The organism is Agreia pratensis (assembly GCF_900177685.1).
Taxonomy (GTDB): Bacteria; Actinomycetota; Actinomycetes; order Actinomycetales; family Microbacteriaceae; genus Agreia; species Agreia pratensis.
On record NZ_FXAY01000001.1, the window covers coordinates 122472 to 148465 of the forward strand.

At 67.1% G+C, this 25994-nt stretch carries 25 protein-coding genes; 13 read left to right on the forward strand and 12 right to left on the reverse strand.

What is annotated here, in order from left to right; genetic code table 11:
* The first annotated feature begins 25 nt into the window (after positions 1-25).
* Positions 26-871: a hypothetical protein gene (locus B9Y86_RS00595; RefSeq protein ID WP_139824667.1), complete on the forward strand. Its 846-nt coding sequence runs from the start codon at positions 26-28 to the stop codon at positions 869-871.
* Positions 872-907: 36 nt separating this feature from the next.
* Here B9Y86_RS00595 and smc read toward each other — a convergent pair whose 3' ends face one another.
* Positions 908-4459, reverse strand: coding sequence for a chromosome segregation protein SMC (gene smc, locus B9Y86_RS00600; protein WP_085481970.1), 3552 nt, complete (start codon positions 4457-4459; stop codon positions 908-910).
* Between the two features lie 79 nt (positions 4460-4538).
* Positions 4539-5423 (reverse strand): endo alpha-1,4 polygalactosaminidase, encoded by an 885-nt coding sequence (locus B9Y86_RS00605; protein WP_085483631.1) that lies wholly within the window; start codon positions 5421-5423, stop codon positions 4539-4541.
* 86 nt (positions 5424-5509) lie between these two features.
* Between B9Y86_RS00605 and B9Y86_RS00610 the strand changes: the two genes are divergently transcribed.
* A complete protein-coding gene (locus tag B9Y86_RS00610; protein ID WP_085481972.1) occupies positions 5510-6778 on the forward strand; it encodes a ThiF family adenylyltransferase in 1269 nt (422 codons plus the stop codon).
* 111 nt (positions 6779-6889) lie between these two features.
* The gene (locus B9Y86_RS00615; RefSeq protein ID WP_342351711.1) at positions 6890-7363 is read left to right on the forward strand and encodes a DinB family protein; all 474 of its coding nucleotides are present in this window, start codon (positions 6890-6892) and stop codon (positions 7361-7363) included.
* A gap of 88 nt (positions 7364-7451) precedes the next feature.
* On the opposite strand, the gene B9Y86_RS00620 is transcribed toward B9Y86_RS00615, so the two are convergent.
* The 7 genes from B9Y86_RS00620 to B9Y86_RS00650 all read right to left on the reverse strand — a co-directional run bounded on the left by B9Y86_RS00620 (position 7452) and on the right by B9Y86_RS00650 (position 12166).
* Complete coding sequence (locus tag B9Y86_RS00620; protein WP_085481974.1) at positions 7452-8009, reverse strand: GNAT family N-acetyltransferase; 558 nt, start codon at positions 8007-8009, stop codon at positions 7452-7454.
* A 12-nt stretch (positions 8010-8021) separates the two neighbouring features.
* Complete coding sequence (locus tag B9Y86_RS00625) at positions 8022-8261, reverse strand: MoaD/ThiS family protein (RefSeq protein WP_085483633.1); 240 nt, start codon at positions 8259-8261, stop codon at positions 8022-8024.
* A gap of 1 nt (position 8262) precedes the next feature.
* Complete coding sequence (moaA, locus tag B9Y86_RS00630) at positions 8263-9363, reverse strand: GTP 3',8-cyclase MoaA (protein ID WP_085481976.1); 1101 nt, start codon at positions 9361-9363, stop codon at positions 8263-8265.
* Between the two features lie 70 nt (positions 9364-9433).
* Entirely contained in the window at positions 9434-10159 is a 726-nt protein-coding gene (locus B9Y86_RS00635; protein WP_085481978.1) for a sulfate/molybdate ABC transporter ATP-binding protein, read from the reverse strand.
* The gene (locus B9Y86_RS00640) at positions 10156-10947 is read right to left on the reverse strand and encodes an ABC transporter permease (protein ID WP_085483635.1); all 792 of its coding nucleotides are present in this window, start codon (positions 10945-10947) and stop codon (positions 10156-10158) included. The genes B9Y86_RS00635 and B9Y86_RS00640 overlap by 4 nt, the downstream gene beginning before the upstream one ends.
* Positions 10948-10958: 11 nt before the next feature.
* Positions 10959-11765 carry a molybdate ABC transporter substrate-binding protein gene (modA, locus tag B9Y86_RS00645; protein WP_085481980.1) on the reverse strand — a complete coding sequence of 269 codons (807 nt, stop codon included), beginning with the start codon at positions 11763-11765 and terminating at the stop codon, positions 10959-10961.
* A complete protein-coding gene (locus B9Y86_RS00650) occupies positions 11762-12166 on the reverse strand; it encodes a TOBE domain-containing protein (protein ID WP_085481982.1) in 405 nt (134 codons plus the stop codon). The genes modA and B9Y86_RS00650 overlap by 4 nt, the downstream gene beginning before the upstream one ends.
* Positions 12167-12313: 147 nt before the next feature.
* Between B9Y86_RS00650 and B9Y86_RS00655 the strand changes: the two genes are divergently transcribed.
* The 4 genes from B9Y86_RS00655 to B9Y86_RS17275 are packed head-to-tail and all read left to right on the forward strand — an operon-like array spanning position 12314 to position 15080.
* Positions 12314-13618, forward strand: coding sequence for a molybdopterin molybdotransferase MoeA (locus B9Y86_RS00655; RefSeq protein ID WP_244894569.1), 1305 nt, complete (start codon positions 12314-12316; stop codon positions 13616-13618).
* Complete coding sequence (gene moaC, locus B9Y86_RS00660) at positions 13611-14090, forward strand: cyclic pyranopterin monophosphate synthase MoaC (protein WP_085481986.1); 480 nt, start codon at positions 13611-13613, stop codon at positions 14088-14090. Before B9Y86_RS00655 ends, moaC begins: the two co-directional genes overlap by 8 nt.
* Positions 14087-14593 (forward strand): MogA/MoaB family molybdenum cofactor biosynthesis protein, encoded by a 507-nt coding sequence (locus tag B9Y86_RS17270; protein WP_139824669.1) that lies wholly within the window; start codon positions 14087-14089, stop codon positions 14591-14593. Before moaC ends, B9Y86_RS17270 begins: the two co-directional genes overlap by 4 nt.
* A complete protein-coding gene (locus tag B9Y86_RS17275; RefSeq protein ID WP_139824670.1) occupies positions 14583-15080 on the forward strand; it encodes a molybdenum cofactor biosynthesis protein MoaE in 498 nt (165 codons plus the stop codon). The genes B9Y86_RS17270 and B9Y86_RS17275 overlap by 11 nt, the downstream gene beginning before the upstream one ends.
* A 53-nt stretch (positions 15081-15133) precedes the next feature.
* Here the strand turns inward: B9Y86_RS17275 and B9Y86_RS00670 are convergent, their stop codons facing one another.
* Positions 15134-15484 carry an SdpI family protein gene (locus B9Y86_RS00670; protein WP_085481988.1) on the reverse strand — a complete coding sequence of 117 codons (351 nt, stop codon included), beginning with the start codon at positions 15482-15484 and terminating at the stop codon, positions 15134-15136.
* 102 nt (positions 15485-15586) lie between these two features.
* Here B9Y86_RS00670 and B9Y86_RS00675 point away from each other — a divergent pair, with 102 nt between their 5' ends.
* Both B9Y86_RS00675 and B9Y86_RS00680 read left to right on the forward strand, forming a co-directional pair.
* On the forward strand, positions 15587-16405 hold the full coding sequence (locus tag B9Y86_RS00675; protein WP_085481990.1) for an FAD binding domain-containing protein: 819 nt from the start codon (positions 15587-15589) through the stop codon (positions 16403-16405).
* Complete coding sequence (locus B9Y86_RS00680; protein WP_085481992.1) at positions 16402-19161, forward strand: molybdopterin-dependent oxidoreductase; 2760 nt, start codon at positions 16402-16404, stop codon at positions 19159-19161. The genes B9Y86_RS00675 and B9Y86_RS00680 overlap by 4 nt, the downstream gene beginning before the upstream one ends.
* Before the next feature lie 78 nt (positions 19162-19239).
* Here B9Y86_RS00680 and B9Y86_RS00685 read toward each other — a convergent pair whose 3' ends face one another.
* Positions 19240-20391 carry an XdhC family protein gene (locus tag B9Y86_RS00685; protein ID WP_085481994.1) on the reverse strand — a complete coding sequence of 384 codons (1152 nt, stop codon included), beginning with the start codon at positions 20389-20391 and terminating at the stop codon, positions 19240-19242.
* A gap of 85 nt (positions 20392-20476) precedes the next feature.
* Here B9Y86_RS00685 and B9Y86_RS00690 point away from each other — a divergent pair, with 85 nt between their 5' ends.
* A complete protein-coding gene (locus B9Y86_RS00690; RefSeq protein WP_085481996.1) occupies positions 20477-21793 on the forward strand; it encodes an amidohydrolase family protein in 1317 nt (438 codons plus the stop codon).
* Positions 21794-21889: 96 nt separating this feature from the next.
* Here the strand turns inward: B9Y86_RS00690 and B9Y86_RS00695 are convergent, their stop codons facing one another.
* Positions 21890-22858, reverse strand: a complete 969-nt coding sequence (locus B9Y86_RS00695) for a PDR/VanB family oxidoreductase (protein WP_085481998.1) — start codon at positions 22856-22858, stop codon at positions 21890-21892.
* Between the two features lie 206 nt (positions 22859-23064).
* Between B9Y86_RS00695 and B9Y86_RS00700 the strand changes: the two genes are divergently transcribed.
* The 3 genes from B9Y86_RS00700 to B9Y86_RS00710 are packed head-to-tail and all read left to right on the forward strand — an operon-like array spanning position 23065 to position 25975.
* On the forward strand, positions 23065-24330 hold the full coding sequence (locus tag B9Y86_RS00700; protein WP_085483637.1) for an amidohydrolase family protein: 1266 nt from the start codon (positions 23065-23067) through the stop codon (positions 24328-24330).
* Between the two features lie 8 nt (positions 24331-24338).
* Positions 24339-25109, forward strand: coding sequence for an ABC transporter ATP-binding protein (locus B9Y86_RS00705; RefSeq protein ID WP_085483639.1), 771 nt, complete (start codon positions 24339-24341; stop codon positions 25107-25109).
* Entirely contained in the window at positions 25106-25975 is an 870-nt protein-coding gene (locus B9Y86_RS00710; RefSeq protein ID WP_244894570.1) for an ABC transporter permease, read from the forward strand. Before B9Y86_RS00705 ends, B9Y86_RS00710 begins: the two co-directional genes overlap by 4 nt.
* Positions 25976-25994 lie beyond the last annotated feature (19 nt).

The window sequence follows — 25994 nt, forward strand, 5'->3', positions numbered from 1 at the left end:
GGCCGTCCGACGAGTGGAATTCGACATGAGCAGCACGACGCGCAACAGGCGAGCGAAAGACCCCGACAGGGTCAAGTTCAATCGAGGCCGCCTGGTTATTCTGGCTACCGTGCTCCTGCTGGCCGGAGCCACGACCTTGACGACGCGGCTGTTGCAGAACCAGATGGCGTCTGCGCTCGTGATCATCGCGCTTATCGTTGTGGCTGTGCCCGCCATAGGGCGCGCGCTCCAACTGATCAACCGAACGGTCGACGACCGCTATCGCGGAATGCGCGACGCGAACAGGGCGTGGGCTGCATCGATCGGCGGCAGCTTCGACGCCACCGCAGCGCCGCCGCCGCCCGAAATCAGTTCCATCGCGTTCGCCGAAGACCGCCGGGTACTCGTTCCGGTGACCGCGTCGGAGGTCGTCAGCGGCGACTGGCGCGGCCGACCGTTCGAGGCTATGCACCTCAGCGGCTATGAGAAGCTTCGCCCGGGCGTCGATGCGAAAGGCAGAGACGTAAGCACGAACCTCGTCTATCTGGCCCTGCCGCACGCGTTACCCGACCTCCGCATCATGAGCGGTTCCGTCGCGCGCGACTATGGTCGACCGATGACCGAGGTCATCATACCTCACGACGGGGTCGGCGGATGGTGGCGCATCCAGTCCGACGACCCGACCCGCAGCGTGGCCCTCATGAACGCAGACGTGCGGGAGCTGCTGAACGGTTGGGGCTCACCGATCCGCATCGCGGCGACCGGCCGCTATCTGATCAGCTACGGAGACCCGACGGGCGATGCCGACGCGATCGCGGCACAGCTCGACTTCCTCACCGCTTTCGCAGACCGGATTCCGCGCGGTGCCTTGCTCGGCGACGCCGCGGACTAATGCGACAGCGCTAGCTGTTCGACGCGGCGCGGAGCGTCAATGGGGCTCAGCGGCGCCCACGCGCTGGCCGACCACGGCCGACACACCGTCTTGCCGCATCGACACGCCATAGAGGGCGTCGGCGATCTCCATCGTGCGCTTCTGATGGGTGATCACGATGAGCTGGCTCGTCTGCCGCAGGTCTTCGAAGATGGTCAGCAGGCGACCGAGGTTGGCATCGTCGAGAGCCGCCTCCACCTCGTCCATGATGTAGAACGGGCTGGGGCGCGCCTTGAAGATGGCGATCAACAGGGCGACCGCGGCCAGCGAGCGCTCGCCACCCGACAGAAGCGACAGCCTTTCGATCTTCTTTCCGGCGGGCTTCACCGAAACCTCGATGCCGGTGGTGAGCAGATTCGAAGGATCGGTGAGGCTGATGCTGCCCGTTCCACCGGGGAAGAGGATCGGGAACACCTCCTGGAACGCCGCCTTGGTGTCGGTGAACGCCTCGTCGAAGATCACCTGCATCTTCACGTCGATCTCGTCGATGATCGTGAGCAGGTCGGCACGCGTCTTCGTGAGGTCGGTCAGCTGCTCGGTGAGGAACTTGTGGCGCTGCTCGAGCGCGTCGAACTCCTCGAGCGCGAGCGGGTTCACGCGGCCCAGCTCGGCGAGCTTGCGTTCCGCCTTCGCTAGTCGGGCCTGCTGCTGCGCGCGATCGAAGGGGATGCCCGTGGGCTCCCCTTCGACAGGCTCAGGCTGCGGTGAATCAGACGGGATCAGCTGGTCGGGGCCGTACTCGGAGACGAGAACGTCTTCGACGAGTCCCAGCTCGCTGCCGACGCGCTCGAGCACGCTCGACAGATGCAGCTTCTTCTCGTAGATCTGCAGTTCGAGCCCGTGCACATTCTCAGTGATCGCCTGCAGCCGCTCGCGCAGGGCGGCCTCGTCACGACGCAGGGCGAGCAGTTCCTGATTCTGTTCCGCACGCTCCGCCTCGGCACGCGCTTGCTCGAGGCGCGCCTCGGCCACGGAGGCTTCCACCGAACTGAGCACAGCCGGCAGAGCTTCGACGACATCGGTCGCCGCCTCGACCTGGCGCCGTCTGATCACGGCACGGCGTGCGGCCTCTTCGGCTGCGGCCCGATCGGCCTCCACCTGCTTCTGGAGCGCTGCACGACGCGCCTCCTCGGCGCGCACCCGCTCGCGGGCCGTCTCCAGCTGCAGCCGCGCCCCGATCTCGCGCTCCCTGGCGCTCTCGAGCTCGGCGTAGAGAACGTCGCGCTGACTGACGTCGAGCATCGGGCGGGGGCGGGACTGCGCCGTCTCGAGCTCTTCCTTCGCCGTCGCCGCGGCTCGTTCCGCCTGAGCGACGGTCTCCTCCGACGCCGCGAGCGCCGTGCTGAGCCGGTCGAACTCACCGGTCGACGCGTCGAGCTGCGCCTTGAGCCTGGCGAGTTTCTCGGTCTGAGCGGCGAGCGCGGAGTCGAACTCGCGCAGAGCTGCGAGGGCATTCGCCGACTGCTCCTTCGCGACCTGCACGATTCCCCGCTGCTCGGCCAGGGCGAACTTCGCCCGCTCGATCAACGAGCGCGTTTCGTCGAGGCTCACCGAAGCAGTATCGCGTTCGGCGCGCAGCTCGATGCGGCTGCGCTTTGCTCCCGATCCCCCGCGCAGCACGTACTCGGTGAGCACGTCTCCTGAACGGGTGATCAGGGTGGCTCCTGAGTGCTTCGACACCGTCGGCCAGACCTCGCGGGCCGTGGCGAGGTCGTCGACGATCAACGTTCGGGCGAGCAGGCCACGCACGCCAGCAGGTGCCGTGATCACCTCGACCGCGGCGATAACCCCGGGTGCATCGGATGCGATCGGCGAATCCATCCCGCCGGCTGCGGCGACAGAATCAGAGGGGTTGGCCACGACGATCTCGACCCGGCCGAGCTCGTCACTGTGCGCGAGATCGATGGCGGTGCGCGCAGCATCCGGTGTCTCGGCGAGAACCGCGTCGGCCAGGGTGCCGAGCGCCGCCGCGATCGCGGCCTCGAAGCCCGGCTTGGCTGTGACGTTGTCGGCCACCAGTCCGAGAACACCGGGAACCTTCGCGGCGATCAGGTCGGTAGTGCCGTCTTTCTGGTCAAGAGCGAGAGTCAGGGCGCTCGTTCGAGCGGCGAGCGCATCGCGCTCGCGCTCATGGCCGTGCAGCGTCTCGCGCAAGACCTCGATCTCTGCTTCGGCCTCGAACAAGCGAGCCTGCGCGAACTCATAGGCCTCGTCGAGATCGGTCTCCGACGTGCCTGAGACGGCGGCCTCCGCCTCGAGGAGGGCGAATTCGGCCTGCGCCGACTCCCGTCGTGCGGTCGCAGCCTCGAGAGCGTTGGTCTGGCGCAGCACCTCACCACGAACAGCCGCGAGCCGCGAGTTCGCCGTGTCGACCTGCCCCTGCAGTTTGGAGATCTCGAGGTCGTGCTTCGAGACGAGGGCGCTCTGCGCCGCGATCTCCTCGTCGACCGAGTCGAGCGCAGAGCGCGCCGTCACGGAGTCGGCCTGCGCTGCAGTGAGAGCCAGCTCGGCCGCAGCGACCTCGCCGCGAAGCCGAACGATCTCATCCGCCGCATCGGCGACCATCTGCGGGGTGACCGTGGGACCTGCGGCCGTACCCTCGGCATCCGAACCCAGCAGCGCGAGCCGCTGGTTGGCCAGGGTGAACAGCCCGCGCAGGCGCTCCTGCACCGACTCGAGGCCGAAACTGGTTCGCCGTGCGATGTCGACGTCGTCGCCGACCTGAGCGCTCTCGATTCGCGCCACCCGAAGCTGGTTCTGCTCGAGACGCTCCTGCAGAACGATGCGCTCCGTGCGACGCTCATTCTCGGTTCGTCCATGGTCTGAGAGCGCGGTGCGCAGCGTCACGACCTCGTCTGCGAGAAGCCGAGCGCGGGCATCCCGCACGATCATGGCGATCGACTGCGCTTCTTTGGCGACCTCGGCCTGGCGACCCAGAGGCTTGAGTTGACGGCGGATCTCGCCTGCCAGGTCGCTGAGGCGGGTGAGGTTGGCCTGCATCGCCTCGAGTTTGCGCTGCGTCTTCTCTTTGCGGCGACGGTGCTTGAGAATTCCGGCGGCCTCTTCGATGAATCCTCGGCGCCCCTCCGGCGTGGCATGCAGAACGGCGTCGAGCTGGCCCTGACCCACGATGACGTGCATCTCTCGCCCCAGACCGGAATCACTGAGCAGCTCTTGAACGTCGAGGAGTCGGCAGCCCTCACCGTTGATCGCGTACTCGCTTCCCCCGTTGCGGAAGAGGGTGCGACTGATCGTGACCTCGGAATAGTCGATCGGCAGGGCTCCGTCGGAGTTGTCGATGGTGAGAATGACCTCGGCCCGACCGAGCGGCCCCTTCGTGGCCGTGCCGGCGAAGATGACGTCTTCCATCTTGCCGCCACGCAGTGTCTTCGCGCCCTGCTCGCCCATGACCCAGGCGAGGGCGTCGACGACATTACTTTTGCCTGAGCCGTTCGGTCCGACGACGCACGTCACCCCTGTCTCGAATGCGAAAGTCGTGGGGTGCGCGAACGATTTGAAGCCCTTGAGGGTCAGGCTCTTGAGATACACCCGAGGCCCTCCGCTTCGTTCTGACTGCCCGTGATTGCTCTACGGTACCGAACCGGCGCGGAACCCGGGGCCAGGCTCGTCAACAATGCTCGAACACGTAATCGGCCTCGCCCTTCGCGACGAGGTTGCGGTCGCGCAGAATGGTGGTGGCTGGCCTGCCAGCAGAGGCGCAGATCTCGTCGAACGGCGCCGAGAGGTCGTCGGTGTACTCGATGTCGATCACCCTGTCGTCGTAGACCTCGGCGTATGCGCCGCACTCCTCGAAACGCACGCACTCCTCGGTCACGGCGAAGTCGAAACCCGCCCTCGTACGCCCGAGCGCGCCCAACTCGGCCGAGTTCTTCTGCCCGATCGCCATGGCGTGCCCGTGAGCGCGGTCGGCGAAGAGCTTCGCGAGCGCCAGGTTGTCGTCGATGCTGAGGCGCCCATCGCTGCGCGAGTACGTGTCGAGGTTGTCGATCTCGACCGCATCGAAGCCCTTGTCGGCGCACGTCTCGATCGAGGCGCCGATCATGCGCGAGATGCGCTGCCTCTTCTCGGGGCTTGACGTGTCGAGAATGAACTCGTCGGGCCAGTTCGGGTCGATGACGGCCTGCCCGTCGTCGTCCCGCAGCACCAGATCGGGATTATCGACGCTCCACCGCTCGTCGTCGCCGGGCTGCGACTGAAAACCGTTGACATAACAGATGGAGTACACGCCCTCCGCGGGCGTGGAGGTGCTGTCGCGAGCGACGATCTTCACTGCGTCATCGACGTCGTAGCTGCCGCCGAGCTGGTAGTCGGCCGCTTCGCCGAAGGGCGGCAGCGTCACACTGTCGGACGTGACGACGAAGTAGGTGCTCCCCGTCGGCGTGGGCGACGCCTGGTCGTCTTCCCGGGCATCCGCTGTGCAGGCCGCGAGCAGCCCGAGAATGGCGACGGCCGCTGCGCCTGTGGCCAACGCCGCCGAGATCCTTGCCTGCATATCGCTCATGCTAGGCGGCGTACGCTTGAAGCGTCTGCTCGCTCTCGGTCGCACCGGGGCATCGATCCGATAGGACTCCCGCCGGAATGGCTCATCCCCCGCTCGTCTCGCCCGGCCCCGCGCTGACACCGGCCGAACTCAGCCGCTACGCACGACAGCTCACGCTCCCGCAGATCGGCATGGACGGCCAGCGCCGGCTCAAGGCGTCGCGCGTGCTCGTACTCGGCGCGGGCGGACTCGGATCGCCCATCCTCACCTCCCTCGTGGCGGCGGGCGTCGGAACAGTCGGCGTCGTCGACTCCGACACGGTCGAGCCCTCCAACCTGCAACGACAGACGCTCTTCGGCACGACTGATGTCGGGCGGCAGAAGGCCGTAGCGGCAGCCGAGGCCCTGGCCGAACTCAATCCGCTGATCGACGTCGTGCCTCTGGTGGTGCGGCTCACCTCGGCGAACGTGCTCGCCCTGGTCGCCGACTACGACGTGATCGTCGACGGCACAGACAACTTCGAGACCAGGTACCTCGCCCACGACGCAGCCAAGCTGTTGGGCAAGCCCTACGTGTGGGGGTCGGTGCTGCGATTCGACGGCCAGGCCACCGTGTTCTGGGCTTCCCCGCCCGCTTCCCTCGGCCAGGGCGTCACCGTGCGCGACCTCTTCGCCGAGGAGCCCGCCGCCGCAGAGGGCGAGACCTGTGCTTCCGCGGGAGTGCTCGGCTCGATCTGCGCCTCGATCGGCTCGGTCATGGCGACCGAGACCATCAAACTGCTGCTCGGCTTCGGCGAACTGCTCCTGGGCCGGCTGCTCGTGCACGACGGGCTGGATGCGACGTGGCGCGAGATCCGCTTCGGCCCGGCCGCTCGCGGCGCGGCTCCGCGCGAGCGGGCGGCGGCCCCGACGTCCGCTTCGGAGTTCTCACCGCAGACCACGCCGACACCCCCGGTATCCCCCGCGACCGACCAAACGAAAGGCACCCCCGTGACCCAGCCCGACGCATCCACCGCCCTGCCCGAACCGACCGCCGAGCGCATGACACCGGCCCAGCTGAAGGCCCTGCTCGACGCCCGCGAGCGAGGCGAGCAGAAGTTCGTGCTGGTCGACGTCCGCGAGCCGTGGGAGCGCGACATCGTCGCGATCGAGGGATCGGAACTGATCCCGATGAGCCAGCTGCTCACCGACGAAGCGCGCGAGAAGATGCCGCAAGACGACCGAGTGATCCTCTACTGCCACCACGACGGCCGCTCGGGCCAGGCCCGCGATTACATGGCCCAGAACGGATGGTCGAACATCTCCGACCTCGGCGGCGGCGTCGACGCATGGGTCACCGAGATCGAGCCCGACAAGGCGCGGTACTGATTCGGCTCGGAGTTGCCAGATGAATGACAAAGAGATTCTGCACACCTACCTGCGGCGCGGGCGCGACAGCCTGCTGACGAAGGTCGAAGGGCTCAGCGACTACGACGTCCGCTGACTCCCACGGCCACGAATCTCCTCGGTCTCGTCAAACATGTCGCGGGCGTGCAGCTCGAATACTTCGGGGTGGCGTTCGGTCGGCCAGCCGATCGCGCGATCCCCTGGCTGGCCGAGGATGCGGCCGACGATGCCGACATGTGGGTGCCCGCCGCCGAGTCGCGTGCCGAGATCATCGAGTTCCACCACTACTCGGCGGCGCACAGCGACGCGACCATCGAGGCGCTCGATCTGGATGCCGCCGGCGAGGTGCCGTGGTGGCTACCGGAGTCCCGCCGCGTGACGTTGCACCAGATTCTCGTGCACGTGATTGCAGAGACCGCTCGGCATGCGGGCCACGCAGACATCCTCCGCGAGAGTATCGACGGCGAGGTGGGCCTGCGAGTTGCAGACCCGAACATCCCCGCACGCTCGGCAGAGGAGTGGGCCGCGTACCGCGCGAAAGTCGAGGCCGAAGCGCGCCGCGCGTGACCTGCCGCAGCAGCGGGTACCGGTGCGGACAAAAGGTGCAGGCATACCTATACCCACTGTCCGCGCGGGATACTACTGACGCGGGGTACTACTGATCGGTGAGCGGAACCCAGCTGTACACCGCCAGGTCGTGCCGGGTGTCACCCACCTGCAGTGCAGAACGCAGCGTTCCCTCGTGAACGAAGCCGAGGCGCTCCGCAACGCGTCGACTCCGATCGTTCTGCACTGAGGTCTTGATTTCGATGCGCGGCGCACCCGCGTTCTGAAGACGGTGCACAAGCGCCGCGGAAGCTCGCCCGACAAGCCCGCGGCCCTCGAATGCCCCGTCTATCCAGAACCCCAGCTCGGTGACGAGCGAATAGGAGTCTGTTCGCGCTGTGACCGCCCCGACGAGCTGGTCATCTAGCCGGATCGCGGCGGGTACCGCGTATCCGAGGGAGTACTGGGAGACGAGCCAGGTCGTGTACGCGGCGAGCGCTTCGCGGGTCTGCTCAGCGTGGGCCCAATGCTCCCATTTCCGGAGCCGACCGAGGTTGCGTTCGGTCAGGGCGAGCATCTCATCGACCGTGTCGAGGTCTCGCAGAACAAGAGAAGCACCGCCGCCGAGGTCGACGGGAAGAAAGCTCGAATCGATGCGGAACGTCATGAGTCCAGAACGCTAGCCGCCGGCGAAGGGGGGCAGCACGTCTAAGTGGTCACCGTCGCGCAGCACGATGTCGCGGTCGGTCGTGGAGACCTCGTTGAGAATGAACGAGCAGCGCGCGAAGACCGCTCGGGGATCCTCTCCGAGCTCGTCGAGCAGAGCCCCGATCGTGTGGCCGTCGCCGATCGCGCGCACCTCTTCAGCCACGCCCGTGGCGGCTTTGGCCGCGGCGAAGTACCTCACCTGCACCTGCATGTCAGCCACCGATCGCACTCATGGATCGGGCCGGCTGCTCGAATCCTGATGCGTTGATACCGTGGCCGGATGGCTTCGCCCACATCGCCGCTCGCCAGAGATCGGCGATCGCCTCGTCGGTCGCCCCTCCGCGGAGCAGCGCGAGCAGGTCGGTCTCTCCCTCGGAGAAGAGGCAACTGCGAACCCCGCCCTCAGCGGTGATGCGGGTGCGACGGCAGTCGTCGCAGAAATTCTCGGTGACGCTGGCGATGATTCCGACCATGCCGAGCAGTGCGCCGGTCGGATCGGACTTCTCGCGCACCTGGTACAGCTCGGCGGGGGCACCATCGCGCGGAGCCTCATCGGGCGTGAGCACGTAGCGCACCTCGAGCTTCTCGCGGATCTGGGCTGCGGTGATCATGCCGTCGCGTGTCCACGAGTGGTCGGCATCCAGAGGCATCTGCTCGATGAAACGCAACTGATGTCCGCCCGCCAGAGCCCATTCGAGCAACTCGACACCCTGGTCGTCGTTGATGCCCGGCATCAGCACAGCATTGATCTTGGTGCGCTCGAGGCCCACGGAGCGCAGCTGGTCGATGCCCTCGAGCACACGATTGAGGAACGGCCGACGGGTAATGGTGGCGAAGGTCTCGGCGCAGATCGAGTCGAGCGACACGTTGACGCGGTCGAGACCCGCCTCCGCGAGCGCCGCCGCGCGGCTCTTCAGCCCGATCGCGTTGGTGGTCAGCGAGATCTCGGGGCGGGGCTCGAGGGCTGCGCAGTCTTCGATGATCTCGACGAGGTCTTTGCGCAGCAGCGGCTCGCCTCCGGTGAAGCGGATCTGCCGCACCCCGAGCTCCTGCACGGCGATGCGGGCGAGGCGCGCGATCTCCTCGCGGGTCAAGAGCTTGGGCCCTGCCAAGAACGGCAGCCCTTCGGCGGGCATGCAGTAGGTGCAGCGCAGATTGCACTTGTCGGTCAACGAGATGCGCAGATCTGTGGCGGTGCGACCGAAACGGTCGAGAAGACCTGGCACGGCAGGGCGATCGGATGCCTGGGGCTGGCCAGGCGTCACAGTCGTGCCGCGGATCGGGATCGTCGGCATGCCGAGCGTGATGCTCATTCACCCAGCCTACGTCGTCCCTCGGCGGCGCAACCCTGCCGAGACTCCCTACGTTTGTCGAAACGACGTGTCAGCCAGCAGCCAGTCCGAAGGTCAAGAGACGGGTGAATTCTGTCTGGGGGTTCAGAAGAACCTCTCGAGTCGCGCCCTCTTCGACGATGCGCCCACCGTCGAGAACGATCACCCGGTCGGCGAGCGCGAGCGCATCGAGAGGGTCATGAGTGACGAGCACCACGGTGCGATCGGAGAGCACCTCAGACAGCAGCAGCCGCATCGCCGGAGCGACACCCGCGTCCAAAGCCCCGAAGGGCTCGTCGAGCAGCAGCAGTTTCGGCTCGGTCGCCAGCGCCCTGGCTACCGCGACGCGCTGGGCCTGGCCGCCCGAGAGCCGCCGGGGGCGCCGATCGGCCAGCCCCGTGGCATCCACTCTCTCGAGCCAGCGCTCGGCGATGCGTCGGGCCTCGGCTCGATCACAGCCCGCGCTGCGGGGGCCGAATGCCACGTTGTCGCGCACGCTGAGGTGCGGAAAGAGGAGAGCCTCTTGCGCGAGCAACGCGACCCCGCGCGAGTGGGGCGGCAGCCAGATGTCACGAGCGTCGTGGCCGGTCGAGACCAGCGTCGCGTCGCCCAGACGAACGTGTGCCGACTCCGGCCTCACGAGACCGGCGAGAACGTCGAGAAGCGTCGACTTTCCAGCACCGTTCGGCCCGAGAACGGCAAGCGTCTCACCCTCGGAGAGCGAGAAGCGCACATCGAGCCGGCCGGGCTCCACGACCGCGTGGACATCGAGGCTCATCGAATCTCCCTGCGCCCGTAGGTGACGATCATCACGACCACCGCCACGACCACGAGCACCAAGGCCAGGGCGACGGCCGCGTCGGGATCGGTCTCGCGCTGCAGGTAGATCTCGAGCGGCAACGTTCGGGTGACGCCCTCGAGGCTGCCGGCGAAGGTCAGAGTCGCTCCGAATTCGCCGAGCGCCCGGGCGAATGCGAGCACTGCACCGGTGACCAGGCCAGGCAGCACCAGCGGCAGGGTCACCCGGCGAAAGACGGTGCTGGGCGATGCGCCCAGAGTGGATGCGACGGCCTCGTACCGCGATCCGGCCGCACGCAAGGCCGCCTCGAGGCTCAGCACCAAGAAGGGCAGAGCGACAAAGGTCTGCGCGAGCACCACGGCGACCGTCGAGAAGGCGATGCTCACTCCCATCGTCTCGAGCGAAGAACCGAGAAGCCCCCGACGCCCGAAGGCCGCGAGCAGCGCGATGCCCCCGACGACCGGCGGAAGAACAAGCGGAAGGAGAATGAGTGCCCTCAGGATGCGCTTTCCGGGAAAGCTCGTGCGCGCCAACACGAGCGCTAGCGGAACGCCGAGCAGAACGCAGAGCGCGGTGCTGGCGACCGAGGTGCGCAGGCTCAGGGCGAGCGCGGCCAGCGATGAGGGGCTGCTGACGAGCGCGGCGAAGTTGGGCCAATCGACGCGGGTGGCAAGACTGACGATCGGAACGATGATGAGCAGCGCACCGACAGCGGCGATGACAGCAACCCAAGCAGGGATGCCGCCGAGAGTCGAGCGCTGTCGCATGCGTTCAGACACTAGGGCTTGGCGAATCCTGCGGAAGCAAGGATCTTCTGACCGTCTGCACCGGTGATAAGAGTTGCGAATTCTGCTGCGAGTTCGGGCTGAACCGCCGCCGTGGTGACTCCGACCGGATACTTGTTCACGGCGCCGGCCGCCTCGGGAAAGGTGATGCCCTCGATCGCATCGCCCGCAGCCTCGACGTCGGTCACGTACACGAGTCCGGCATCCGCTTCGCCTGACGAGACCTTGCCGAGCACGTCGGTCACGGCGGATTCCTCGCTCACGGGGGTGAGCGTGATGCCGGTGGCCTGCTCGATCTTGGCCGTCGCGGATCCGCAGGGAACCTGCGCGGCGCAGATAACCACCTTGGCGTCGGGTTTGGTCAGGTCTTGGAACGAGGTGATGGCGGCCGGGTTGCCTCGAGGCACCGCGATCTCGAGGGTGTTGCTCGCGAAGAGTTGCGGGGTGCCGCGGATCAGCTTCGCGTCGGTCAGCTTCGCCATATTCTTCTCGTCGGCGAACGCGACGACGTCTGCCGGCGCTCCCTCGGTGACCTGGGACACCAGGTCGGCGGAGCCTGCGAAGGTCAACGAGACGGTCACACCGGGGTGCGACTTTTCGAACTCGCTCGCCAGCTCGGTGAAGGTGCCCTTGAGCGATGCCGCAGCAAACACCGAGAGCGTCTGGTCGCCGACGGGCGTCTCACTCGGCGTGTTGCCTGACCAGGTCGCACCGCCTGAGCCTGTCGAAGGGGACGCGCACCCAGCGAGCAGGCATACAGCGCCCACGACGGCGAGAGAGGCTAGAACGACCTTCTTCACGAGTTGCTCCTGGATGCTTCAACGATCACGTTGGTGGACTTGATCACGGCAACGGCCACCGAGCCGGGCTTCAGGTCGAGGTCGCGAACCGCCTCGGTGCTCATGAGCGACACGACGCGGTGGGGGCCGCACTGCAGCTCGACCTGACTCATCACCAGGTCGCTCGTGACCTTCGTGACGAGCCCGACGAAACGGTTGCGTGCGGAACTGTTCATGTCAGACGGGTCGACCGGGTTGGCGGAGTGCTCTTTCGCCAGTCGAGCCAGGTCGACACCGTCGACGACCTTGCGGCCGCCCTCGTCGAGCGACGAGGCGAGCGCGCCGTTCTCGATCCAGCGCCGAACAGTGTCGTCGCTGACGCCGAGGAACACCGCGGCATCTCGTATCCGTATCTGCGTCACAAATACGACTTTAGTTCCTCATACGCGCCCCACTAGCTAACTTGCGTCTCGGTTGATCCATCTGTCTGGCGCAAATCGACCGAAAACCGGAATTATGAGTCGATTCGCGACCAGCGGATGCAACTGCTGTTGCGAGACAATGGAGCGGTGACCTCGCTCTCGCTCGATCAGCACCGCGCCGCGGTAGAGGCGCTGCTCGCGCCACTCTCCGCGAGGCGCGCCATCGAGACGATCTCGCTTTCCGCCTCCCGTATCGCCGGGGCGCCCGACGCCTATCGGCAACGCACGCTCGCCCACGACGTCGTGTCCCCCACCGACCTTCCGCCGTTCGACAACTCGCAGATGGATGGCTATGCCGTGCGGGCGGCCGAGCTGTCGGGTGCGAGCTCGGATGCCACGGTGCGGCTTCGCGTCGATCCCCAGATCAATGCGGGCGACACCATCTCCGCGATCGAGCCTGGCACCGCGGCACCGATCATGACCGGCGCTCCCCTGCCTGCCGGCGCAGACGCCATCGTTCCGATCGAGCGTGCGATTCCCGATCATTTCCGTTCGACTTCCGTCACCGACACCAACGCCGATGGCGACGAGGCACTGACCGTCGAGTTCGCGTCGGCTCCCGATCACGACGAGTTCGTTCGGCGGCGCGGAAGCGACGTCGCGCAGGGCGAGTTGCTCCTGGCGGCGGGCGCCGCGCTCGGCCCAGCCCAGCTGGGAGTGATCGCGGCCTCGGGGCTCACGAGTATCGACGTCCTCCGCCGCATCCGGGTTCTGCTCATCGCCACCGGCCATGAGATCCGCGAACCGGGCACAGCACTGCAACCGGGCCAGATCTACGACTCGAACAGTGCCGTCTTGAGCCAGGCGCTCATCGACGCGGGCTGCACGGTCGTCGCATGGCCGTGCCGATCCGACGATGCGGCAGACCTGCTGCACATCGTCGAGAAGGGTGCGCCGACGGCCGACCTCGTGATCACGGTCGGAGGCGTCAGCGCGGGGGCACGCGAAGTGGTGCGCGATGCGCTCGGCCCACTCGGCGTCGAGTTCTCGCACGTGGCCATGCAGCCGGGTGGGCCCCAGGGACTGGGTCTCGTCGAGGCGGCCGGACATCCGAGCGGAATCCCCGTCGTGACCTTCCCCGGAAACCCCGTGAGTGCGCTCGTCTCGTTCGAGATGTTCGTGCGCCCCGTGCTTCGCCGCCTTGCCGGATTCGCCCGCGACGAACGCGAGGTGCTGCGCCTGCCTCTGGCCGAGTCCGTCGATTCGCCCGTTGGTAAACACCAGGTGCGCCGCGCCTCCATCGGCACAGATGGGCGCGTGCGACTCGTCGGCGGTCCGAGTTCGCATCTGTTGCATTCCTACGCGGCTTCGACCGCCCTTGTTCACCTTCCGGTCGGGCTCGGCCACGCCGACGCCGGCGACCCGGTCGACGTCTGGAGAATCGATGACTGACGAACCCGCCCTCACCCATGTGCGCGCCGATGGCGCGGTGCTCATGGTCGATGTGACGGACAAGGCAGAGACATCGAGGCGCGCGAGCGCGGTGGCCACGGTCATCACCCGCCCCGATGTGCTCCGGCTCCTCCTCGCGGGCGAGCTGCCGAAGGGCGAGGCCCTCGCGGTGTCCCGGGTCGCCGGAATCATGGCGGCCAAGCAGACGTCGTCGCTCATCCCGCTGTGCCATCCGCTGCCCCTGTCTGGCGCGACGATCGACTTCGCGCCAGGCGACGACCGCATCGTGATCACCGCCACGGTGAAGACCCGAGGCGTCACCGGGGTCGAGATGGAGGCCCTGACCGCCGCATCGGTCGCCGCCCTCACTCTGTACGACATGATCAAAGCTGTCGACAAGCACGTGGTGATCACCGACATCCAGGTCACGGCCAAGTCGGGCGGCAAGTCGGGCGACTGGACCCTCGAATGACGAGCGCTGCCGGCGAACGCCGAGAGCGTCGGGCCCGTGTCATCGTCGCATCGACCCGCGCTGCGACCGGCGTCTACGACGATCGCACCGGGCCCGTCATAGCCGAATGGCTGCGTCGGCGTGGCTGGGCAGATCCGGTCGTACAGGTGGTTCCGGATGGCGACGAGGTCGTCGCCGCGCTCCAGGATGCCGTCGCGTCGGGCGTCGATTTCGTTGTGACGACGGGCGGTACGGGAGTGAACCCGAGCGACCGCACGCCGGAAGCGACGCTGCCGTTGCTCGATCGGGAGTTGCCGGGAGTGATCGAGGCGATCCGCCGACGCGGCGCCGAGTCGACTCCGCTCGCCTCGCTCACCCGGGGGCACGCGGGAATCGCACGCGGCATGACCTTCGTGGTGAATCTTCCCGGCTCGACCGGAGGGGTGAAAGACGGTATCGCCGTGCTCGACGAGCTTCTCGACCATGTGATCGATCAGCTGCACGGAGGCGACCATGAGCGCTGACGTTCCCTCGTCGGCGACGCACCCGACGCCTGAGCCGGGCACCGACTTCGGCGAGTCGGCTCCCGCCGTCATCGCCTTCGCACGAGTCACGGATTCGCCCATCACGGTCGACGAGTGCGTCGCCGCCGTCGAGAACGACCATGCCGGAGCGGTCGTGACCTTCGCGGGGGTCGTGCGCGATCACGATGAGGGCAAGGGCGTGGCGTGGCTGAGGTACTCGGCGCATCCGACCGCCGACGCGGTACTGCGCGAGGTCGTTGCCGAGACGGCGCTCGCCTTTCCCGGTACGACGATCGCCGCCGCACACCGCGTCGGAGATCTCTCGATCACCGACGTGGCGCTGGCCTGCGCCGTCGCGTCGGCGCACCGCGGCACCGCCTTCGCCGCGTGCGCCGCGCTGGTCGACGAGATCAAAGCTCGCGTGCCGATCTGGAAGGAACAGGGGTTCACCGACGGCACGACGGAGTGGGTAGCCGCCCTCGGCTGAGGCGTGGGCTCGGCTCTCGCTCGACGGAGTGACGGCCCGAGTGCAGCACCCGGCTACAGTCCGCTTGAGCGCGAAGTCGCCTTCGATGCTCGAATGACGCAGACCACGAGCCCGACGACGAACGCGGCAATCGCGACCCCATAGGCCGGCAACGCCACCAACCCGATCAGGTCGAATGCCACGGCGAGCACGAGGGCGATGAGGGCCGGCATCAGAGCAGCCGCGTGGCCGACGCGCCACGACTCCTCATCGCGCATGAGCGAAGGAAGTCGGAGTCCCACCATCGGATTGACCGTGAGCGACCCGCGCTTGGCAGCCAGACAGATCACGGCGATCATCAGGAGAAGGCCAGCGGACAACCAGCCGAGAAGAATGAGTGCGGCAACAGGATCCTGCGTTTGCATAGGGTTATTGTGCTCCCGGCGCGGTGATTTACACACTCGACACATCGGTGGGGTGTACTGGAACCCAGCACCACCGCAACGATTCGGTACGAGGAGACGTACATGGACCTCAACACCGTGAACCGCGTGGTTTCTGCCCGAAGCCGCTCCGACCTTCGTGAGCTCGGCGAGGGCTCGGTGCCCCTGGCGGGCGGAAGTGTGCTCTTCGCCGAGCCAGACCCGCTCATCCACACACTCGTCGACCTGCAGGCCTTCGGCTGGACGCCGTTCGAGATCACCGACAAGGGTCTCGAGGTGGCCGCGACGGCCACGATTACCGAGGTCTCGCAGCTGCCCGATGACCACGGTTGGCGCGCCCACCCGCTCTTCTACCAGTGCTGCACCGCGCTGTTCGGCTCGTTCAAGGTCTGGAACGTGGCCACGGTGGGAGGCAACATCTGCACCGCGCTCCCTGCCGGCCCCATGACCTCGTTGTTCAGCGCGCTCGACGCCGAGGCCCTCATCTGGAAGGCGGATGGCAGCGACCTGCGGATTCCGGTCAGCGAACTCGTCACGGGAGACACGACCACGTCGCTCGACTCCGGAGATGTGCTGCGCTCGATCCAGGTCTCCGCCCGGTCGCTCGGCTCCGCGACGGCCTACAGAAAAATCGCCCTCTCCGCCATCGGACGAAGCGGAGCAGTCGTCATCGGCAGACTCGATCCCGTCGACGAGAGCTTTGTGCTCACCGTCTCTGCCGCGACCGTGCGCCCAGAGCAACTGCGCTTCGCCGGACTGCCCACCGCATCCGAGCTGCGCACCGCGATCGAGGGCATAGACAGCTGGTTCACGGATGCGCATGGCGCCGCAGACTGGCGGCGTGCCGTCAGCGCATTGCTGGCCGAGGAGATCCGGGTCGAACTCACGGAGGCATCTCGATGACGTTCTCGATCAACGGCGACGAGTTCGACTCAGAGCCTCGCGCCGGCCAGAGCCTACGCACCTTCATTCGCGACCAGCAGCACTTCGAGGTCAAGAAGGGATGCGACACCGGAGACTGCGGAGCCTGCTCCGTGCTCGTCGACGGCACACCCGTGCACTCGTGCGTGTACCCGGCCTTCCGCGCCGAGGGAAAAAACGTGACGACCGCCGCAGGACTAGGTATGCCGGGCGACCTCTCGCCGGTGCAGCAGAAATTCGTCGATCACGCCGCGTTCCAGTGCGGTTTCTGCACGGCAGGCATGGTCGTCACCGCATCGACGTTCGATGACGACGATCTGGCCGAACTGCCGCGCCTACTGAAGGGCAACCTCTGCCGGTGCACCGGCTACCGCGCGATCCACGAGGCCATAGATCACGTGCACACCGACTCGTGCGGAGTAGAGCTCGAACCCGGGGCGGCGTTGCCTGCGCCGCACACGACGCCCGTGATCAAGACCGGGCCGCGCGCATCCATCGGAACCTCGATCACGGCACCGGCCGCCGAGCGCGTCGTCAGCGGCCAGGAGCCGTTCACACTCGACGTCGCAGTGCCCGGGCTGCTGCATCTCGTCGTGCTGACCTCGCCGCACGCGCACGCACGCATCACGGCCATCGATACGCGTCGCGCATCCGCACTGCCCGGTGTGCACGCGGTGCTGACGCACGAGCACTCCCCCGCCACCCTGTTCTCGACCGCCCGTCACGAGTCCCGGCTCGACGATCCTGACGACACGCTCGTGCTCGATGACGTGGTGCGCTTCCGTGGCCAACGCGTCGCCGCGGTCGTGGCCGAATCTGTCGGCATCGCCGAGGCCGCCGCGCGGCTCATCGAGGTCGACTATGAGGTACTGCCGGCCGTCTTCGACCCGCACCTGTCGACGCAGGACGGCGCCCCGAGCATCCACGGCGACAAGAACGGCACCACCTCGCGCATTGTCGACCCCGCGCACAACCTGGTCGCCGAACTGCACGGAGAGTACGGCGACGTTGCCGCGGGTCTGTCAGAGGCAGCGCACACGGTCACCGGAACCTGGCAGACCCAGCGCGTGGCCCACACGCACCTCGAGACCCACGCCACGATCGGCTGGATCGACGAGGACGGCCGATTGGTGCTGCGCACCAGTTCGCAGGTTCCGTTCCTGGTGCAGACCGAGATCTGCCGCCTCTTCGACCGCGACCCCTCGACCGTTCGCGTCTTCACGGCACGGGTCGGCGGCGGCTTCGGCGGCAAACAGGAGATTCTGACCGAAGACATCGTGAGCCTCGCGGTACTCACCACGGGCCGGCCGGTTCAATACGAGTTCACTCGCGAAGACGAGTTCACGCTGTCGCCCACGAGGCACCCGATGGAGGTACAGGTCACGCTCGGCGCAGACCCGGGCGGTCTGCTCACCGCGATGAAGGTCGAGCTGCTCTCCGACACCGGCGCCTACGGCAATCACGGCCCGGGCACGATGTACCACTCGTGCTCAGAATCGGTGAGTCTGTACAACGTGCCGAACAAGCGGGTGGATGCCCGTTGCGTCTACACGAACAACGTTCCGTCGGGCGCCTTCCGCGGCTACGGCCTCGGGCAGGTGATCTTCGCCATCGAGTCAGCGCTCGACGACTTGGCGCGCCTTATCGGTATCGACACGTTCGAGTTGCGCAGGCTCAACTCCGTCACTCCCTCCGACCCGCTGATCGTCACGCACGTCGAGGGCGACGATCTGATTCTCGGCGGCTACGGCCTCGACCAGTGCATCGATCTGGCCGAGCAGGCCCTCACCAGGGGCAACTCGACGGTTGCTCCAACCGGCGCCGAGTGGCGAGTCGGTCAGGGCATGGCCTCGTCGATGATCGCCACGATGCCTCCTCGCGGCCACTTCTCCGAGGTGACCGTCACGGCGGATGCCGACGGCGGCTACACGGTCGGCGTCGGCACGGCGGAGTTCGGCAACGGCACCACTACTGTGCACACCCAGCTCGCGGCGAGCGCGTTGTCGACGAGCCCCTCGCGCATCCGGGTCAAGCAGAGCGACACCGATGCCGCACGATACGACACCGGCGCGTTCGGGTCTGCCGGCACGGTCGTCGCGGGCAAAGCCGTCCTCGCCGCCGCGGAGTCGCTCGCTCGCGAGCTGCGCCAGCTCGCCGCCGAACGCACGCAGACAGCACCGGATGTGTGGGCACTCGACGACGGCACGCTCGTCTCGACAGAACACCGGCTGTCGATCGCCGAACTCGTCGGCCCGGAGGGACTCACGGCGACGGCGAACGAAGACGGCGCCCGGCGCTCGATCGCGTTCAACGTGCACGCGTTCCGCGTCGCCGTGAACACGCTCACGGGAGAGGTGCTCATTCTTCAGTCGATTCAGACCGCCGACGCCGGATTCGTCTTGAACCCGGCGCAGCTGCGCGGCCAGATCGAGGGCGGCGTGGCCCAGGCCATCGGCACAGCGCTCTACGAGGAGATCATCAACGACGGCGAAGGAACCGTGCTCACGACCGTGCTGCGCAACTATCACATTCCCCAGATCTCAGACCTGCCGGTGACCGAGGTGTACTTCGCAGACACGCGCGATCCGCTCGGCCCGTTCGGCGCCAAGTCGATGAGCGAAGCGCCCTACAACCCCGTGGCGCCCGCCTTGGCGAACGCGATTACCGATGCCATCGGCCGCCGCCCCAGGGAACTGCCGATGTCACGCGACCGCATCTGGCGGTTGCTGCAGAACTAGGTCGTCGTCGAGCGCGGGTGTTCTCGCCGAGCGCGGGAGCACAACCACCGCGTTGCGCGCGAACCCCCGCGCTCGACGTTACGAGCCTGCGGCCCGAATCGCCGCGGTGCGGTGGATGGGGCCTGTCTGCGAGCGCAGCGACGCCCCACCCGCGCCGGTTCGAGCCGCGATGACCTCCGCGAGGATCGACACTGCCGTCTCCTGCGGCGTGCTCCCGCCGAGGTCGAGCCCGATCGGCGAGTGCAGCCTGGCGAGCTGTTCCGCGCTGACACCCGCACTCTCGAGAGCTCGGATGCGGCGCTCGTGGGTGCTGCGCGACGCCATCGCCCCGACGAAGGCTACCGGCAGCCGCAGCGCCTCTCTGAGCAGAGGCACGTCGAACTTCTCGTCGTGAGTCAGCACGCAGATCACGGTGCGTGAGTCGGTGTGGGTCTGGCGCAGGTATTCGCTCGGCCAGGCGACGACGACCTCGTCGGCCGACGGAAAACGCTGGGGTGTGGCGAACAGGGGGCGCGCGTCGCAGACGGTCACGTGGTAGCCGAGCAGACTGCTCGCGTCGGCGAGCGCGGCAGAGAAGTCGACGGCCCCGAAGATGATCATGCGTGGGGCCGTGGCGGCAACGACGAACAGCACCCGCAGCGCATCGCCATTGCAGTCGACGTCGAGCGTGCCAGACACCCCCGATGACACGCGCGCGGTCAGCTCGTGCAGGATGCGCTGCGCGGCGGCTCGGTCGAGCCCGTCGCGTTCGATGTCGCTCGGCGCGGCCGTCGCAGCGATCACGGTTCCCGCCGCCCGGCCCGCGACGACGATCGCGATGCCCGCCGGGCGTCCGTCGCGTGTTGCCTCGAGCTCGCGCAGCACCCGCGGGTCGAGCTCGCGCAGCACCCGCGGGTCGAGCTCGCCCCGACAGCCACCTGTGGTGATCTCGTGCACGAAGACCTCGATGCGTCCGCCGCAGCTGAGGCCGGCCTCGAAGGCGTCGCCGTCGGTGAAGCCGAATTCGGCCAGAGCAGGCACGCCCGTCTCGAGAACACCCTCGGCGGCCTGATAGACCGCGCCCTCGACGCATCCGCCCGAGATGCTGCCGAGCACACGCCCCTGATCGTCGACGGCCATCGAGGTGCCAAGCGCCCGCGGGGCCGAGCCATCCACGGTGGTGACGGTCGCGACCGCGAGACGGCGACCCGCGCCGAGGGCTTCGAGCAGATCTGCTGCGATATCGAGCATGGGGTCACTTTCGGCTTCGAGCACGGCAAAAAAGCCTCACCTCGACTGACACAATCCTGACACACGGTGGTGCTAGAACTGGTCAATGCTCTTCATCCGCAATGCCGTCAGCACGATGATCGACGAGACCCACGAGAGCGCAGAAGATCTCGCTCTGGCCGATGGGTTCGTGGTCTCTGAGGCCGTGGCCGCTACCAGCGAAAGCGACGAGATCGACGTGCTGGATGCATCCGGTTGCGTCGTGACGCCGGGTCTCGTGAACGCTCATCACCACCTGTTGCAGAGCGCGTTCCGAACGCTGCCTGGCACACGCGGGGTGGCAATGAGCGACTGGCTGCCGACGATGGCGGCAGCCTACGGCCGCGTCGGAATCGATCCCGAACTCGCGCGCGCCGCCGCGTTCGTCGGCGTCGCCGAAGGTCTGCTCTCGGGCGTCACCACCGTCGCAGACCATCACCTCACCTGGCCCGCGGGCTGCGACGATGTGGGCATCGCACGCGCCACCGCATCGGCTGCCGCAGAACTGGGCGGCAGACTCGTCTTCGTGCGTGGCTCCGCTCGTGACGACCCCGAGGAGGCCGCATTGTCAGCGGAGCGCGTCGTCAGCGCGCTCGTTCCGCACGGCGAGGCGGGCATCTCGAACGACGGGATGCTGCAGCTCGCCGTCGGGCCAGCCGGGGTGCACAGCGACAGTGAGCAGACGTTCCGGTTGCTCGCCGAGGTGGCAGAACGGCACGGACTGCGCCGGCGCACCCAGGCCAACGAGCAGGTCGACGTGGCGATCGCTCTCGAGAAGTACGGTCGACGCCCGATCGATCTGCTCGAGGAGTGGGGGTGGCTCGCGCCCGATGTCACGATCGCCCATCTCTGTGCCGTCACGCCCGAGGAGATCGCGCGGCTCGCATCCGCCGGTGTCACCGCGACCCACGCGCCCGGCTGCGATCTGCCCATGGGGTGGGGAATCGCTCCTGTCGCCGCACTCCGTGAAGCCGGTATCTCCGTCGGGCTCGGCACGAGCGGGGGCGGCAGCAACGATGCCGGGCATCTGCTGGCCGACGCGCGTCTCGCAATGCAGGTCGCCCCTCTCATCGGGCGCCCTCTCGCCGCACGCGAGGTTCTCGGCATGGCTAGCGAGGGCTCGGCGCTCGGTCTCGGTCGCGAGGAGCTGGGGCATCTTCGCCATGGCGCCGCAGCAGACCTCTGCGTCTGGGACGTCTCCGGGATCGCCGACGCCGGAGTCGCGGACCCCGTCGCGGGCCTGCTGTGGGCGAGCCCCGGTCGCCGCCCGAAGCACGTCGTGGTGGGCGGACGCGTGGTCGTGCGCGACTACGAACTCGTCGGCCACGACCAGCGAGACCTGGCCGCAGCGCTCACGAAACTTCTGGCGGCGAGAACCGTCTGACCCGCGCTGGTCGAGTAGGCCGCGAAGCTGCCGTATCGAGGCCACCGCACGATGGTTTCGATACGCTCGTTCCTCGCTACTCAACCAGCGCAAGGGTCAGAGCTCGAGCACCAGGCGCGGGCAGGCAGCACGAGACACGCAGATCATCATGACCTCGTTGTCGGCCTGCTCGTCGGGCGTCAGCACCGAATCGCGATGATCGACCTCGCCCGAGACGACGGGCGTCTCGCAGGTTCCGCACGTTCCCTCTCGACACGACGAGAGCACGAGCACACCGGCATCTTCGACGACGTCGAGAATCGACCTGTCTGGGGGCACCGTGAGCGTCTCTCCCGACAGCGTGAGTTCGACCTCGAACGAGTCGTCCAGAATGGGCGCTCCCGCGTCTCTGGCCTCGAATCGTTCGAGATGCAGGCTGCCGTGCGGCAGTGAAGTGGATGCGTCTTCGACGGCGGCAAGAAGGCGGGCCGGGCCGCAACAGTAGACGAGCGTCTCGTCAGAGGCCTCGGCGACGAGCGCCGCGACATCCATTCGGCTCACCTCGCCCTCGTCGGAATCAGCCGCGAACACGTGCACGCGGCTGCCGAACCGAGCCTCTAGTTCATCGAGGAACGCCATCGTGCGCCGCGACCGACCCGCGTAGGCGAGAGACCAGGAGGCTCCCGCCTCTTCGGCGGCATGGATCATGGGGATCAGCGGCGTGATCCCTATGCCTCCGGCGATGAAGAGATACGAGGCGGAGGGAACGAGTTCGAAGTGGTTGAGCGGGCCGCGCAGACGCACCCGGCTTCCGACGGAGAGCTCCGTATGCATCGCACGTGAACCGCCGCGCCCGTCGTCTTCGAGCAGAACCCCGATGCGATACGAGCGTCTGTAGGCCGGGTCTCCACAGAGCGAATACTGCCGCTCGATTCCCTCGCGCACGACCACGTCGAGGTGTGCTCCCGGTGTCCACGCGGGAAGTTCTGACCCGTCGACGGCACGGAACTCGATCGTCTTCACGCCGTCGGCGACATCGGTGATTCGACTCACGACGGCGTCGATCTCAGAGAGGTGGAGTGACATAGGGGTGATGGCTTTCAGTGAGAAAATACTGCTTCGTTCACTGTGACAGTACCCTTGGAGAAGACACACTTCGATCACTGACGTCGAGCATTCCTCGGATCGTCATGCGAGGAAATGTTCGTGTTACGTGTCCGAAATATCCACTGCTTAGAGTGGACACGTAACCGGCCACCGTGGGCCCCAAGAAGTTCATCGGAGGGCACACAATGAGCGCATTGCCGAGGACCGTCTCTCTTCTCCGCTCCGCGACTCTGGCCGATGGCTCCGTCGTCGATGTCGAGATCACGGGCGACACCGTCACCAGCGTGAGTGCCGCAGGCAGCGCAAGCTCCGCCACCGCCTCCGAGACCCTCGATCTCACCGGCTTCGTTCTGCTCACCGCGCCCGCCGAACCGCACGCTCACCTCGACAAAGCGCTGTCGTGGGATCTGATCGATCCGCCTATGGGCGACCTCGGCCTGGCCATCGAGTCGTGGAAGGACTACTCGGCCACGATGACGGTCGAGTCCATCGCCGACCGGGCTCGCCGCGCCGCGCTCATGCTTCTGCAGAACGGCACGACAGCCATTCGCTGCCACGTCGATGTGCTCTCGGGCGACTCCCCGTTGCGCGGCGTGCAGGCACTCGTTCAGGTTCGCGACGAGCTGCGCGAGCTGATGCATATCGAACTCGCCGCACTCGCCGGGCCGACCATCCCCAGCGCCGATGTCGAGGCGGCCCTCGATCTGGGAGTCGAGCTCGTGGGCGGCGCACCCCATCTCGCCGACGATCAGAGCGCCGATCTGCAGCGCCTGCTCGCCATAGCGGCGCGTCGCGGCCTGGGCGTCGACATCCACACCGACGAGAGCCTCACGGGCGGCTACACACTCGGCGAGCTTGCCCGCACCGTGCGCGACTGGCCCGCGTCGATGCCCGTCACCGCAGGGCACTGCGTGCGCCTCGGAACCCTAGACCTCGACGAGCTCGATCACATCATCGACGAGGTTCTCGCCAGCGATATCGGAATCGTGACCCTGCCGATCACCAATCTCTACCTGCAGGGCTGGCAGCATCCGGTTTCGACGCCGCGCGGCCTCACCGCCGTTCGCAGGCTTCTGGATGCCGGGGTACGGCTGGGTGCGGGCGCCGACAACGTGCGTGACCCGTTCAACCCGGTGGGCCGCAGCGATGCCCTCGAAACCGCCTCTCTCCTCGTGACCGCCGGGCATCTCACCGTGCCGGAGGCCTACACCGCAGTCAGCGAGGGGGCCCGCTCGGTCATGAACCTCGAACCCGCCGGCGTCGCCGTCGGCGCGAAGGCCGAACTGCTCGCCGTGCGCGGCGCCAATCTCGCGGATGTGGTCGCGAACGCACCCTCCGACCGGTACGTGATCCACGCGGGGCGCCTCGTCGCCTTCAGCGAAGTCACGCACCACACCGCCCTTCCGACTCGGTCCACCGAGTCGGCCGAACTCCTTCTCGAAAAGAGGTGATGAGCCCGATGACCCTGACGACAGAACCTCCTGCCGAGACGACGACGACCGAGCTTCTCCATTTCTCCGACGTCGCCATGACGTTTCCCAACGGCACGACCGCGCTCTCCGGCGTCGATCTCACGGTGAAGAAGGGTGAGTTCGTCACCGTCGTCGGACCGTCGGGATGCGGAAAGTCCACGCTGCTGCGCATCGCCTCCGGCCTCACACCCGCGACGGCAGGCGAGACGAATGTCGCCACCAAGCGCATCGGCTACGTCTTTCAAGACGCAACGCTCCTCCCATGGCGAACCGTGCAGGCCAACGTCGAGCTTCTCGCCGAGCTGAACGGCATCCCCAAAAAGACGCGAGTGGCCGAGGCAGCCAAGGCCATCGAACTCGTGGGACTCGCGGGCTTCGAGAAGCAGCTGCCCAGAACGCTGTCGGGCGGAATGCGCATGCGCGCATCCCTGGCACGGTCGCTGACGCTCGACCCCGAGCTCTTTCTCTTCGACGAGCCGTTCGGTGCCCTCGACGAGATCACGCGAGAGCGCCTCAACGACGAGCTGATCAAGCTCTTCACCGAGCAGCAGTTCGCCGGGCTCTTCATCACCCACTCGGTGTCGGAGGCCGTCTACCTGTCGACCAGGGTCGTCGTGATGTCGGGACGACCGGGCAAGATCGTCGAGACCTTCGACGTTCCCTTCGCGTACCCGCGCGACCCCGAGATCCGTTTCACCCCCGAGTTCGCCGAACTCGCCGGCGAGGTCTCGCACGCGCTCAGAAAGGGCCACTCGTGACCACGACCGCTCCACCGACCGGGCCGGTCGCCACGAACCCCAAGATCCGCACCATGTCCCGTGCATCCGACATGCCGAAGCGACGCGGCGGCCGTTTCCCGTCGTGGGTTCCGCCCGTGATCGTCTTCATCGTGATTCTCGCGATCTGGTACTTCGTCAGCTACGTGCTGCTCGACCCGGCACGCTCGTTCCTGGTTCCTGCGCCCCACGTAATCATCGAAGAGGCATTCCTCGACCCGAAGGTCTTGGGCGACATCATGGGAGCCCTGGGGCGTTCGGCGGGAGTCGCACTCACGGGCCTCGCGATCGCCATCGTCATCGGCTTCGTCTGGGCTGTCGCCATGAGCCAGGCCCGCTGGATCGAGCGGTCGCTCTTTCCGTACGCCGTCATCCTGCAGTGCATCCCGATTCTGGCGCTCGTGCCGCTCATCGGGTTCTGGTTCGGGTTCGACTTTCCCGCGCGCGTGATCGTCTGCGTCATGATCGCGCTGTTCCCGATCGTGTCGAACACTCTCTTCGGCCTTCAGTCGGTCGACAAGGGTCAACGCGAACTGTTCCAGCTGCAGAAGGCCAGCCGCTGGACCGTGCTGCTGAAGCTCGAGTTCCCCGCCGCTCTTCCCGCGATCTTCGCCGGAATGCGCATCTCAGCCGGCCTCGCGGTCGTCGGCGCCATCGTGGGCGACTTCTTCTTCCGGCGAGGCGAGCCCGGGCTCGGATCCCTGATCAGCAACTACCAGTCCCGAGTGCAGGGCCCCGAACTGTTCGCCGCCATCATCGTCGCCTCGCTCTTCGGCGTCGTGGTCTTCCTCGTCTTCGGCTGGCTGGGCAAGCTCGCCGTCGGCCGCTGGTACGACTACAGCAAGTAGGCCCACAGCAGCCGGCGAT